The sequence below is a fragment of the Kitasatospora sp. NPDC002040 genome (assembly GCF_040296785.1).
GTDB lineage: Bacteria > Actinomycetota > Actinomycetes > Streptomycetales > Streptomycetaceae > Kitasatospora.
This window is the reverse complement of sequence record NZ_JBEOXV010000003.1, coordinates 322,869-335,772: the sequence shown is the minus strand read 5'-3', so window position 1 is coordinate 335,772 and position 12,904 is coordinate 322,869. Positions and strand designations below refer to the sequence as shown.

Annotated in this window: 7 protein-coding genes; 2 read left to right on the top strand and 5 right to left on the bottom strand. The window is 74.6% G+C overall.

The features are described 5' to 3' along the window. Positions 1–14: 14 nt before the first annotated feature. Complete coding sequence (locus ABT118_RS11810; RefSeq protein ID WP_350660939.1) at positions 15–623, bottom strand: PadR family transcriptional regulator; 609 nt, start codon at positions 621–623, stop codon at positions 15–17. A 61-nt stretch (positions 624–684) separates the two neighbouring features. Between ABT118_RS11810 and ABT118_RS11805 the strand changes: the two genes are divergently transcribed. Beyond that, positions 685–1,605 (top strand): endonuclease/exonuclease/phosphatase family protein, encoded by a 921-nt coding sequence (locus ABT118_RS11805; RefSeq protein WP_350660914.1) that lies wholly within the window; start codon positions 685–687, stop codon positions 1,603–1,605. Positions 1,606–1,862: 257 nt separating this feature from the next. Here the strand turns inward: ABT118_RS11805 and ABT118_RS11800 are convergent, their stop codons facing one another. From ABT118_RS11800 to ABT118_RS11785, 4 genes are all read right to left on the bottom strand, one after another. Further along, positions 1,863–3,014: a PP2C family protein-serine/threonine phosphatase gene (locus tag ABT118_RS11800; protein WP_350660882.1), complete on the bottom strand. Its 1,152-nt coding sequence runs from the start codon at positions 3,012–3,014 to the stop codon at positions 1,863–1,865. Between the two features lie 253 nt (positions 3,015–3,267). Further along, complete coding sequence (locus tag ABT118_RS11795) at positions 3,268–6,459, bottom strand: ATP-dependent helicase (protein ID WP_350660866.1); 3,192 nt, start codon at positions 6,457–6,459, stop codon at positions 3,268–3,270. A 31-nt stretch (positions 6,460–6,490) separates the two neighbouring features. Continuing rightward, a complete protein-coding gene (locus ABT118_RS11790) occupies positions 6,491–9,772 on the bottom strand; it encodes an ATP-dependent helicase (protein ID WP_350660826.1) in 3,282 nt (1,093 codons plus the stop codon). A gap of 10 nt (positions 9,773–9,782) precedes the next feature. Further along, the gene (locus ABT118_RS11785) at positions 9,783–10,169 is read right to left on the bottom strand and encodes an MGMT family protein (protein WP_502884526.1); all 387 of its coding nucleotides are present in this window, start codon (positions 10,167–10,169) and stop codon (positions 9,783–9,785) included. Between the two features lie 124 nt (positions 10,170–10,293). Between ABT118_RS11785 and ABT118_RS11780 the strand changes: the two genes are divergently transcribed. Further along, positions 10,294–12,891, top strand: coding sequence for a flippase-like domain-containing protein (locus tag ABT118_RS11780; protein WP_350660765.1), 2,598 nt, complete (start codon positions 10,294–10,296; stop codon positions 12,889–12,891). Positions 12,892–12,904 lie beyond the last annotated feature (13 nt).

Genomic DNA, 12,904 nt, shown 5'->3' with positions numbered 1-12,904 from the left:
CAGAAGACGGTGGTTCAGAACCTGACCCGGCGACGGGTCTTGGGCGGCACGGCGGGCGCGGCCGCCTCGGCCGGCGGGGCCGGTTCGGGCTCCGGTCGGAACTGGGCGAGTCGGGTCTCGCAGTGGTCCAGCCAGCGGATCTCCGCCTCGGTCTGGAAGATCAGCTGCTCCAGCACCAACAGCCAGGCCAGGTCGGAGCGCTCCTGGCCGCCCGACGTCATCGCCTGGCCCTTGAGCCGGGTGTAGTCCTGCAGCGCCTTCATGCTGTGCCGGCGCTGGCCCTGGACCACGGCCTCGACGTCCACACCGGGCACGGTGACCGCCATCGCGAGCTTGATCGCCAGCTCGTCCCGGGGCGGATTGGTCCGGGGCACCGGGGTGTCGAACCAATGACGCAGTTCCGCGCGTCCCTGTTCGGTGGCGGCGTAGTAGACGTGGCCCTCGTCGTCCTCACCGTGCGGGGCGACCAGGCCGTCCCGTTCCAGTCGGCCGAGCGTGGTGTAGACCTGGCCGACGTTGAGCGGCCAGGTGGCACCGGTCCGGGCCTCGAACTCGCTTCTGAGCTGGTAGCCGTAGCGCGGGCCCTGGTCGAGCAGGGCGAGCAGGCCGTGTCGGATGGACATACTCAGTATGTATACCCGGTATGCCCCACCGCCTCAAGCTCAGCCGGTACCGTCATCCGGTGTGAGCCCGCTGCGCATCGCCACCTTCAACCTGTTGCACGGCCAGCCGCTGGCCGCCGACGGCAGCCCGCTGCCCTACCCCGCCGAGCCGGGTGAACCCCTGGCCGACGCGGTGGCCGCACTGGACCCGGACGTGCTCGCGCTCCAGGAGGTGGACCGCCACCAGGAGCGCTCGGGCGGCACCGACCAGGCCGCGGTGGCCGCGAAGGCGATGGGCGCGGGCGACTGGCGGTTCGCCGCCGCCCTGCACGGCCGCCCAGCCCCCTCCACCGGCTGGATCCTCGACCCCGCCGTCCCCGGACTCCGGGTCTACGGCCCCGACGACGTCGACGACTCCCCCGGGCCCCCCTCGTACGGCACCGCCCTGCTCACCCGACTGCCCGTCAGCCACTGGCGGGCCCGCCGGTTCGCCCCGGCACCGTTCGGCCTGCCGCTGCGGGTCGCCGGGCGGCGCGGGCTCACCCCCGTGCCGGACGAGCCCCGGGCCGCCCTGGCAGCCGTCCTGCTGGGCGGGCAGGGCGAGTTCACCGTGGTCGCCACCCACCTGTCCTTCGTGCCCGGGTGGAACATGGCCCAGCTCGCCGCGATCCGGCGCTGGATCGCGGACCTGCCGAAGCCGCACCTGGTGCTGGGCGACTTCAACCTGATCGGGGCGGTGCCGCGGACGGTGCTGCGCAGCTCCGCCGCGTTCGGCCGGCGCCCGCAGCAGCTGCCGCCGCGGCGGCGCGGCCGGGGTCCCCGCCCCCGGCTCCAGGGCTGGCACGACCTGGCCAAGACCCCGACCTACCCGTCCCACCGCCCGGCGGTCCAGTTCGACCACGTCCTCGCCACCGGCATCCCCCGCACCGCCGCCGTCACCACCGCGGCTCCCCGGACGGGCATCTCGGACCACCGGCCGCTGGTCGTCGAGGTCGACCTCTAGGCCCTGCCGTCGGACCCCCGTCGTCCGCCCGGAAGGCGGGCGGGGCGGCGTTGGGGTGCGTGCCTCGGCGGCGCCGAGGAGGGGCCCTCCCGGCCGAAGGCTGGGATGTCGAAGGCGGGGCGGGGCCCCTCCCGGCCGAAGGCTGGGGGAGAGTCCATGCGGAGCATCGGCGACCGACGAGAAGCCGGCGAGGTGCGTGCCCCGGCGGCGGCCCACAGACGGGGGTTCGACGACAGGCCCTAGGTCCTGGGCGGGCCCTACGTGCGGGTGACCGGCTCCGCGGGCGGCGCCGGCGTCCCCCGGGCCGCGGACCGCAGCTGGGTCTGCTGCGGGAAGACGGGCTCGTACTGGAGCAGCAGCATCGCCGCGTCGTCGCCGAGCTTGCGCCCGACGTGGCGGACCACGTCGTCGTGGAGCCGCCGCAGCACCTCGACCGGCCCGCCGACCGCGCAGTAGGGCAGTCGCTCGGCGAGCGGGTAGAAGGCGCCCCGGTGGTCCCGGGCCTCGATCACGCCGTCGGTGTAGAGCAGCACCCGGTCGCCGGGCTCGACCCGGAGCCGCTGCACCGGCGGCCGGACGTCGGCCGGGTCGAGCACCCCGAGCGGCGGCACCGTCTCGGGCAGCTCCAGCGGCTGCGGGGCCTGGCCGGTGCGGAGCAGCAGCGGGGCGGGGTGGCCGCAGTTGACGATCTCGGCGGTGCCGTCGGGGCAGACGCCGATCAGCACCAGGGTGACGAACTCCTCCTCCACCCCGGGGTGGTCGTTCTCGTGCAGGGCCCGGTCGAGGCTGACGGCCAGCCAGCCGGCCACCCGGTCCAGCGCCGGCTCCTGGTGGGCGGCCTCACGGAAGGCCCCGAGCACGGCGGCGGCGGTCTCGACCGCCGCCAGGCCCTTGCCCCGGACGTCGCCGACCACCGCGCGGACGCCGTGCCGGGTGTTGACCACCTCGTACAGGTCACCGCCGATCGAGGCGTGCTCGGCGGCGGCGGCGTAGTGCACGGCGGCCCGGACGCTTCCGACCCGGTCGGGGACGGAGCGCAGCAGCACCCGGCGGGCGATCTCGGCGACCAGCTGGGCGTCGGCGAGGGCCTGCTCCTGACGCACCCTCAGGGTGGCGCTGACCCAGCCGATCGCGGCCACCAGGGCGATCGCGAAGACGGTGGCGGTGTGCACGGACTGGCCGAGCACGTCGTTGTAGGCGGCCATCAGGAAGGACGCGCCCTCGGTGAACAGGCCGACCAGCAGCGGGTACCAGGTCCGCCGGCTCACCACGGCGGCCAGCGCGGGCACCGCGGTCAGGGCCGGCTCGACGGTGACCGCGGAGTTGCTGAAGTAGTCGAGGGAGATCACCAGCAGCATGCCGATGAACGGCAGCGCCATCGAGGTCTTCGGCCAGGTGCCGGTGACCATGCCTGGAACGGCCCCCGGGGGCGACCCCGCGAGCCGGTCTCTGATCCATCCGGTCGCGCTCAACTTCGGTCTCTCCAGCGAAAGGTGGCCGGTGCCTGGGACACCTGCGGTGATGACAGAGGGTCAGGTCGTGGAGCCCTGACGGGTGGCCGGAGTACGGGAGTGACCGGTTACCGACCCCACAATAGGCGCGAATAGTGCACAGCGCACAGGTTTCGCACGATGCCGTGACGAATTGGATGCTCTGCGTGACTCAACTTGAGTCATTCCCGATCAGAAGCCGGGTCAACTCTTTTCGGTCGGGAAGTTCGGTCGGTCTTTCGATCCGGCCGCTGCGGACGTACAGGAACGAGGCGATGACCTGCTCCGGCTCGACGCCCATCAGTTCGGCCCAGGCCAGCCGGTAGACCGCGAGCTGGAGCGGGTCGGCGGTCTCCTCCCGGTGGGTCTTCCAGTCGACCACCTCCCAGCGGGGGGCTGCTGGTGACCCTGAGCCACCGTCACCCTCCTGGTAGACCGCGTCGATCCGGCCGCGCACCACCCGCCCCCCCAGCACCAGTTGGAACGGCGCCTCCACCCGGTACGGCTTCCGCCGGGCGTACGGGCTGCGCAGGAACGCCTCCTTGAGCCGGTCCAGGTCGTGCTCGTCCTCGATCCCGTCGTCGTCCACGCCGGGCAGCGCATCCGGCTCGACCAGCAGCAGCGGTTCGATCCGGGCCTGCACCCAGGCGTGGAAGCGGGTGCCCCGGCGGGCGGCGGGCTGCGGGGGTCGCGGCATCGGGCGGGCCAGCTCCCGGGCGAAGCCGTCCGGGTCGGCGGCCAGCCGCAGCAGTTGGGTGGCGGAGAGCGAGGCGGGCAGCGGGACCTCCCGGACCGCCCGGCGGGACCGCTCCAGCTCGCCCAGCAGGGCCGTCAGATCGCGGTCCCAGGACGCGACCTGACGCTCCGACTCCGGGGCCATCCGCTCCGGTGCGGGGGCGGGCTCCCCCGCCAGCCGGCGGTGCACCACCTCGGCCACCCGGCGCCGGGCCAGCTGGGCGGCCGGGTCGAGCGGCAGCGGCCAGGGGGTCTCCACCGAGGTGTCCAGCGCGGGGTTCTCCGCGTCCGGCAGCGGCGGCTCGGCCCAGACCTCGACCTCGCCGTTGCCGGGCTGCCCGGCGTGCTCGGCCAGCGCGGTGAGGAACTCGGACGGGCCCCGGCGGCGCTTCTGGCTCGGCCCCCACCAGTGCCCGGAGGCGAGCAGCAGCTCCCGGGGGCGGGTGAAGGCGACGTAGCCGAGCCGGAGCTCCTCGGTCTTCGAGTGCTCGGCCATCTCGGCCTTGAACACCTTCATCTCCTTCGGCGCCAGCTCCGCCAGCACCGGCAGAGTGGCGGCGTCGCCGCGCAGCGCGTGCGGCAGCACCTTCTTGGTGCTGGTCCAGCGCTCCCGGCCCTTGGCGCTCGGGAACGCCTCGCGGACCAGGCCGGGCACCGCCACCACGTCCCACTCCAGGCCCTTGGACTTGTGCGCGGTGAGCACCTTCACGGTGTCCTCGCCGCCGGGCAGGCTGCTGTCCAGACCGCGCTCGTACTCCTGCGCGGCGCGCAGGAAGGCCAGGAAGGCGGACAGGCCCGGGTCGCCGTCCAGGTCGGCGAAGCCGGCCGCGACGTCCAGGAAGGCGTGCAGGGTCTCCCGGCGGCGGGCGGCCAAGGCGGTCGGGGAGGCCGAGAGTTCGATCTCCAGCCCGGTCACGGCCAGCACCCGGTGCAGCACGTCCATCAGCGGCTCGGCCAGCGAGCGGCGCAACTCCCGGGTCTCCCGGGCCAGATGGGCGAACCGGACCCGGGCCTCGGCCGAGAACGGCAGCTCGTCCGGCTGCTCGGCGTCCAGGAAGCTCTCCAACGCGTCCGCCAGTGACACGACTTCGGTCGGATCGGTCTCCGCCACCGCCGCCGCCAGCGCGTCCGTCCCCTCGGACCGGCCGGTCCGGACCAGGGCGGCGGCCCGGCGGCCGAGCAGGGCCAGGTCGCGCGGGCCGATCCGCCAGCGCGGACCGATCAGCAGTCGGACCAGCGAGGCGTTCGCGGTCGGGTCCTGGAGCACCTCGCAGACCGCCACCAGGTCGGCCACCTCGGGGAGTTGGAGCAGCCCACCGAGCCCGACCACCTCGACCGGCACCTCCCGGGCGACCAGGGCGGCGTGGATGTCCGGGAAGGCCGAGCCGCTCCGGCAGAGCACCGCGATCCGTCCCGGCGCGGTGCCGGTGGCGGTGAGGTGGGCGATCCGGTCGGCCAGCCACTCCACCTCCTCGGCATGGGTCGGCAGCAGCGCGCAGCGGACGAAGCCGTCCTGCTCGGCCCCCGGGGCGGGCCGCAGCGCCTCCACGCCCGCGTGCATCTCCCGCAGCGGGGCGGCCAGTTGGTTGGCGAAGGCGAGCAGACGGCCGCCGCTGCGCCGGTTCTCGCTGAGCGAGTACCGGTGCGCGGGCGCGCCGGAGCGGCGCGGGAAGTGCCGGGGGAAGTCGTCCAGGTTGGCCACCGAGGCGCCGCGCCAGCCGTAGATCGCCTGGCACGGGTCGCCGACCGCCGTCACCGGATGTCCGCTGCCGGAGCCGAACAGCCCTGCCAGCATCAGCCGTTGGGCCACCGAGGTGTCCTGGTACTCGTCCAGCAGCACCACCTCGAACTGCTCCCGCAGCAGCGCCCCGACCTCCGGCCGCTCCTGGGCCAGCCGGGCCGAGGCGGCGATCTGGTCGCCGAAGTCCATCAGGTTCGCGGACTGCTTGCGGCGGCGGTACTCCTCCACCAGCTCCAGCAGCTCCAGCCGGGCCTTCGCGGTGACCGGGATCGCCCGCAGGTCGTCGTTGCCGAGCTTCGCGGCCGCGGCGAGATCGAGCAGCTCCCGGTCGAAGGCGCGCAGCCGGGCCGGCTGCACCAGGTGCTCGGCCAGCTCGGAGTCGAGCGCGATCAACTCGGCGACCAGACCGGAGAACGCACCGGTCAGCGACGGGTACGGGCCGCGCGAGTGGCGCAGCACCCGGGCCGCCAGCTGGAACCGGGTCGCGTCGGCGAGCAGCCGGACGTCGGGCTCGATGCCGAGCCGCAGACCGTGCTCCTTCAGCAGCCGCCCGGCGAACGCGTGGTACGTCGAGATCTCCGGCTCGCCGAGCGACTCCTGCACGTCGTCCACCACGCCGGCCCGCAGCAGCGACGCCCGGACCCGCTCGGCCAGCTCGCCCGCCGCCTTGTTGGTGAACGTCAGCCCCAGCACCTGCTCCGGCCGCACCGCCCCCGACCCGACCAGCCACACCACCCGGGCCGCCATCACCGTGGTCTTCCCCGACCCGGCCCCCGCCACGATCACCGCAGGCTCCAGCGGCGCCCCGATCGCGGCCATCTGCTCCCGGTTGAACGGGACGCCCAGCAGCTCCTTGAGCTGTTCCGGGTCACTGAGCACTGGTCGCATCCGCCAACCCTAACCACCACGGGCCCGGGGCTCAGTCCAGCAGCTGGCGGCCGTCCCGCTGGGCGGTGCAGCTGCTGCGGAAGGCGCAGCGGGCGCACGACTCCCCGGCGGACGGCGTGAAGCGTTCCGCCAGCACCTTCCCCGCCGTGTCCGCGAGCAGGTTCTCCACCCAGGGCTCCTCCGGCGGCCCCTGGTGCTGCACCTTGGGTGCGTCCGGCGCCGCCTTGGAGGCCTCCGCCCGCAGGTGGACCAGCTCCGCGCCGCCCACCTCGACCGGCTGCTGCTCGAACCCCGGCAGGCCGTCGAGCGCCCCGGCCCGGGCGGCGAGCTGGTAGACCGCCAGCTGCTTGTGCTCGGGCAGCGACTTCTCGGTCGGCAGTTGCTTGCCGGTCTTGAAGTCGACCACGTACGCCCGGCCGGCCTCGTCCCGTTCGACCCGGTCCATCGAGCCCCGGATCCGGACCGCGATGTCGCCGACCGGCAGGGTGAGGTCGAAGCCGTGCTCGGTGGCCACCGTGCTGCGGCCCCGCTCCAGCACGTGCCAGTGCAGGAACCGCTCCAGCGCCGCCCTGGCCTGCTCCTTCTCCTGCTGGGACTTCCACGGTGCGTCGAAGGCCAGCGCGTCCCAGACCGTGTCCAGCCGCTCCATCAGCACCGCGAGGTCCGCCGGGGTCCGCCCGGAGCCGACCTCGTCGGCCAGCGCGTGCACCACGTTGCCGAAGCCCTGCGCCGCCGTGGTGGTCGTCCCCGCCTTGACGTCCTTCTCCAGGAACCACTGGAGCGAACAGCCCTCCAGCTGCTCCAGCCCGCTCCCGGACAGCCGCACCGGCTCCGCCGCGTCCCGCAGCGGCTCGACCGACTCGGTCCGGTCCACCAGCCCCCACCACCGGTCGGGGTGGGCGGCGGGCACCAGCGGGGCGCCGTCCTCGTCGGCGGCCCCGGCCAGCAGGGCCAGCCGCTCGGCGGCGGCCCGCCGGAGCTCGGGCGGGCGGGCCGGGTCGACCGTCACCGCCCGCAGCTCGGCGACCAGCGCGGAGACGGCCAGCGGCCGCTTCGGACGGTGCGTCACATCCTCGACCGTCACCTGCGGGGTCCGGCGCAGCACCCGGCCGGTCCTCGGGTCGAGCTCCTCCCGGTACAGCTCGCGCAGGAACCGGGACGGCTCGTCGCCGTCCTCGGCGGGCGCCTTCACCGCGGTGACGATCAGCCGGTCCTTGGCGCGCGTGACGGCGGTGTAGAAAAGGCGCCGCTCCTCGCCCAGCAGGGCCGCCGGGGAGAGCGGCTCGGCCAGGCCGTCCCGGCCGATCCGGTCCGCCTCCAGCAGCGAGCCGCGGCGCCGCAGGTCGGGCCAGAGCCCGTCCTGCACGCCCGCCACCACGACCAACCGCCACTCCAGCCCCTTGGACCGGTGCGCCGTCATCAGCCGGACGGCCTCCGGGCGGACGGTCCGGACGGCCAGCGTGTCGGCGGCGATGTCCTGGGCCTCCAGCTCGGCCAGCAGCTCCTGGGCGCCCCGGTGCCCGGCCACCTGCTCCTCGGCCCGGGCGGCGGTCTCGAACAGGGCGCAGAGCGCGTCCAGGTCCCGGTCGGCGTTGCGGCCGGCCGCGCCGCCGCGCAGGGCGGCCCGCTCCAGCCGCTCGCGCCAGCGGCGGCTGCCGTCCCAGAGCTCCCAGAGCGCGGCCTCGGCCCCGCCGCCGCCAGCCAGCTGCTCGCGGACCTTGCGCAGCAGCACGCCGAGCTCGCGGGCCCGCCGGGCGTAGCCGGGCTCCATCGCCACCAGCCGGTCGGGCTCGGCCAGCGCCTCCCGGATCAGCTCCTCGGCCGGGCGCACCACGGCGGGCTCCTCGGCGCCGCGCAGGGCCTGGCGCTCCTCCTCCCGCAGGGCCCGGCCGAGCCGGCGCAGGTCGGAGCCGTCCAGGCCGCCGAGCGGTCCGGTGAGCAGGGTGTGGGCCTGTTCGGCGGTGCAGAGCTCGGCGGGGTGGGCGCAGACCCGGAGGGCCGTCAGCAGCGGGACCACGGCCGGCTCCTCACGGAGCGGCAGGTCGTCGCCGTCGATCTCCAGCGGCACCCCGGCCGCGCTCAGCGCCCGCCGCACGCCGGGGATGGACCGGCCGCCGGCCCGGACCAGCACCGCCATCTCGCCCCACGGCACGCCGTCCTCCAGGTGGGCGCGGCGCAGCAGGTCGGCGACCGAGTCCAGCTCGGCGCCCGGGGTCGGATAGGTGTACACCTCGACCCGGCCGCCCTCGCGGGAGGGCAGCAGGGCGCGGTGCTGGGCCAGCTTCTCGGCGGGCAGCCGGCCCATCGGCATCCGCCGGGTGAGCTCCCGGGCGGCGGCCAGCAGGACCGCGCCGGAGCGGCGGGAGACCCGGAGCACCTTGACCTCGCCGTGGCGGCCGTCGGCCTTCGGGAAGGCGTCCGGGAAGTCGAGGATGCCGTTGATGTCGGCGCCCCGGAAGGCGTAGATCGACTGGTCCGGGTCGCCGACCGCGACCAGGTCCCGCCCGCCGCCCGCGAGTTGGCGCAGCAGCCGGACCTGGGACGGGTCGGTGTCCTGGTACTCGTCGACGAAGACCACGTCGTAGCGGGCCCGCAGCCGGTCGCCGACCTCGGGGCGCTCCGCCAGCAGCACGGCGCGGTGGACGAGTTCGGCGTAGTCGAGCACGCCGCGCAGGTCGAGCACGTCCAGGTAGTCGGCCAGGAAGTGCGCGGCGGCGGCCCAGTCGGGGCGCTGCACCCCGGCGGCGAACCGGGTCAGCTCCTGGCCGCCGAGGCCGAGCTCCCGGCTGCGGGCGAGCACCGCGCGGACCTCGTCGGCGAAACCGCGGGTGGTCAGGCAGGCCCGCAGGTCGAGCGGCCAGGGGATGCCGCCGGCGCCGTCCCTGGCGTCCTCGGCGTGCCCGGCCAGCAGCTCGCGGACCATCACGTCCTGCTCCGGCCCGGACAGCAGCCGCAGCGGTTCGCCGTACGCGGCGGGCTCCTGCTCGGCTCGGAGCAGGGCGTAGCAGAAGGAGTGGAAGGTGGTGGCCTGCGGCGTGGCCGAGCCGGTGCCCAGCCGGGTGGTCATCCGGTCCCGCAGCTCCATCGCGGCCTTGCGGCTGAAGGTGAGCACCAGGATGCGTTCCGGGTCGGTGCCGCGCTCGATCCGCCGGACCACCGACTCCACCAGTGTGGTGGTCTTGCCCGTCCCCGGCCCCGCGAGCACCAGCAGCGGCCCGTCGGTGTGCTCGGCCACGGCCCGCTGGTACTCGTCCAGCACGGGCGGGGCCGGCTGCGCGAGCGGACTGCGGACCAGTCGGAACGGGGACGACACCCGGACGAGCCTACCCGCGCGGCTGCCCCGCTCCGGTCCCGTCCCACCGGGCCAGCCGGAGGTCGACCCGGGGCTCGCCGCCGACCAGCCGGAGCGGCGTGCCCTCGGACCGGTACTCGGGCAGCGCCCGGTGCTCGTGGCCGGGCAGCGGCCGCCCGTCCGCCCGCACCACCCGCCACCAGGGCACCCCCGACCCGTACAGCGCCATCACCCGGCCTACCTGCCGGGGTCCGCCCCGGCCGAGGTACTCGGCGACGTCGCCGTACGTCATCACCTGGCCGGGCGGAATGCGCTCGGTCAGGTCGAGCACCGACTCGGCGTACGCGGGCAGCTCGTCCCCCGGCTCACTGTTCGTCACCCCGGCATCCTGCCAAAGCCGGGCGATCTCCGGCACCATCCGGTCGATCGGGCCACCCCCAGGGAGGGATTCGGCGCGCCCGATGTGGCCCCTGTCCGGCACGGGCCGACCCGGCGTGCCACCATCTTCGGGGCGGTGAGTGGTGATACGAGGACAAGACCAGATGACCGGGACGGTAGAAGTGGACGTGGACGAGGGCCCGCAGGGGCCCGCCACCGCATCTCCCGTACCGCCGCCGCCGTCGCTGACCAAGGGGGAAGAAGGAGTGGCCGACGAGCCACCGAGCGGCGACAACCTCGCCGTGGACGAGCCGCTGCTCGCGGCCCGGGCGCACCGCCCGTCGGACCTGATCCGCTTCCTGGCGGGGCTCTCCGGCATAGTGGCCCTCTTCCTGGTGGCCCGCTTCGCGGTCTCCACCACCTCGGGCCTGGAACACGACATCGCGGTCAACGCGCACCGCATCCCGGGCTGGCTGACCACCGTCGCCGGGCTGGCGTCCAGCATCGCGGTGCTGGCCGTCCCGCTCTCCTTCGCGGTCGAGCGGCTGATCAAGCGGGACGGCCTGCGGGTCGCCGACGGCGTGCTCGCCTCGGTGCTGGCGTACGGGGCCTCGCTCGGCGTGGACTGGTGGGTCGCCGCGGGCGCCCCCGAGACCGTCCGGCAGGCGCTGACCCAGCTGCAGCCGAGCGGCAGCCAGGTGCTCACCGACCCGGTGCACGGCTACCTCGCGCCGGTGATCGCCTATATGACGGCGGTCGGCATGTCGAGCCGCCCGCGCTGGCGGGTCGCGCTCTGGTCGGTCGTGGTGCTCAGCGGTCTGACCGAGCTGATCAGCGGCTACACCACCCTGCTCTCGCTGATCCTGACCGTGCTGATCGGCTGGTCGGTCGCCTACGCCACGCTGTACGCGATCGGCTCCCCCAACATCCGCCCGACCGGGCAGCACCTGATGATCGGCCTGCGCAAGGTCGGCTTCGCCCCGGCCGGCGCGCACCGCGCCCCGGACGCCCCCGGCGGCACCCGGCGCTACTACGTCGAGCAGCACTCCGGCCCCCCGCTGGACGTGCACATCATCGACCGCGAGCAGCAGGCCTCCGGCTTCTTCTACCGCGCCTGGCGCCGGGTCAGACTGCGCTCGGTCGCGGTCCGGCGCAGCCCCCAGTCGCTGCGCCAGGCGCTGGAGCAGGAGGCCCTGATCGCGTACGCGGCCACCGCCTCCGGCGCCCGCGCCCCGCAGCTGGTGGCCACCTCGGAACTCGGCCCGGACGCCGCCATCCTGGTGTACGAGAAGCTGACCGGCCGTCCGCTGGACGAGCTGGCCGACGCGGAGGTCACCGACCAGGTGATGGCCTCGCTCTGGGAGGCCGTCGACGCCCTGCACGAACGCCGGATCGCGCACCGCCGCCTGACCGGCGAGTCCCTGCTGGTGGTGGACGAGAAGACCGGGTACCTGGTCAACCTCTCCGGCGGCGACATCGCGGCGGGCGACCTGACGCTGCGGATCGACGTCGCCCAGCTGCTCACCACCTTCGCGCTGCGGATCGGCCCGGAGCGCGCGGTGGTGGTCGCCAACGGAGCGCTCGGCGCGGACCGGGTCGCGGCGGCGCTGCCGCTGCTCCAGCCGGTCGGGCTGAGCCGGTCCACCCGGATCGACCTGGCCCGGCTGAACAAGGAGCGCAAGTCCGCCGCGCAGGCACTGGCGCTGGAGCAGGTCGCGGCCGGCGAGCGGACCCAGCAGCAGGCCGAGGAGGACATCGCGGCGGCCAGCGAGGACCTGCTCAGCCGGATCCGCAGCCAGATCCTCCAGGTCGTCCCGGAGGCCCCGCTGGCACCGGAGAAGATCGAGCGGCTCAAGCCGAAGACCGTGATCACCGTGGTGGCGCTGGCCTTCGCCGCGTACTTCGCGCTGACCACGGTCAAGCCCGAGCAGTTCAAACTGGACCAGATGAACCTGGCCTGGGCGGCCGCCGCCCTGGCCGCCGCCGCGGCCACCTACGTGGCGGCCTCGATGAGCCTGACCGGTTTCGTGCCGGAGCGGCTGCCGTTCCGGCGGACGGTGGCGGCCCAGATCGCCGGCTCGTTCGTGAAGCTGGTCGCGCCCGCCGCCATCGGCGGCATCGCGCTGAACACCCGGTACCTGCAGAAGTCGGGCATCCGCTCCGGCCCTGCGGTGGCCAGCGTCGGCGCCTCCCAGCTGGCCGGCCTGGCCGGGCACCTGCTGCTGCTGTTCATCTTCGGCCTGGTGACGGGCAGTCAGAAGCAGGGCGGGGAGGGCACCGACAAGGCGGTGATCATCGCGATCCTGACCGCGGCGGTGCTCTGCCTGGTGATCGCGGCGGTGGCGCCGCTGCGGCGGTTCGTGGTGACCCGGGTGCGCTCGCTGTTCTTCGGCGTGGTGCCCCGGATGCTCGACCTGATGCAGACCCCCAGGAAGCTGCTCACCGGCTTCGGCGGCATCCTGCTGCTGACCGTGAGCTTCACCGCCTGCCTGGACGCCTCGATCCGGGCCTTCGGGTACTCGATGAGCTTCTCCGCCGTCGCGGTGGTCTTCCTGACCGCCAACGCGGCGGGCTCGGCGATCCCCACCCCCGGCGGCATCGGCGCGGTCGAGATCGCCCTGATCGGCGCCCTGCTCGCGGCCGGCGTCCCGACCTCGATCGCCACCCCGGCGGTCTTCCTGTACCGGGCGCTGACCTTCTGGCTGCCGGTCGTCCCCGGCTGGTTCTGCTACAACATCCTGCAGCGCCGGGGCGCGCTGTAACGGAAACCGACGC

Excerpts from the sequence above, each read along its gene's own strand:
- ABT118_RS11810 (WP_350660939.1), bottom strand. The coding sequence starts at position 623 with ATGTCCATCCGACACGGCCTGCTCGCCCTGCTCGACCAGGGCCCGCGC.
- ABT118_RS11785 (WP_502884526.1), bottom strand. The coding sequence starts at position 10,169 with ATGGTGCCGGAGATCGCCCGGCTTTGGCAGGATGCCGGGGTGACGAAC.
- ABT118_RS11800 (WP_350660882.1), bottom strand. The coding sequence starts at position 3,014 with ATGGTCACCGGCACCTGGCCGAAGACCTCGATGGCGCTGCCGTTCATC.
- ABT118_RS11780 (WP_350660765.1), top strand. The coding sequence starts at position 10,294 with ATGACCGGGACGGTAGAAGTGGACGTGGACGAGGGCCCGCAGGGGCCC.
- ABT118_RS11795 (WP_350660866.1), bottom strand. The coding sequence starts at position 6,459 with ATGCGACCAGTGCTCAGTGACCCGGAACAGCTCAAGGAGCTGCTGGGC.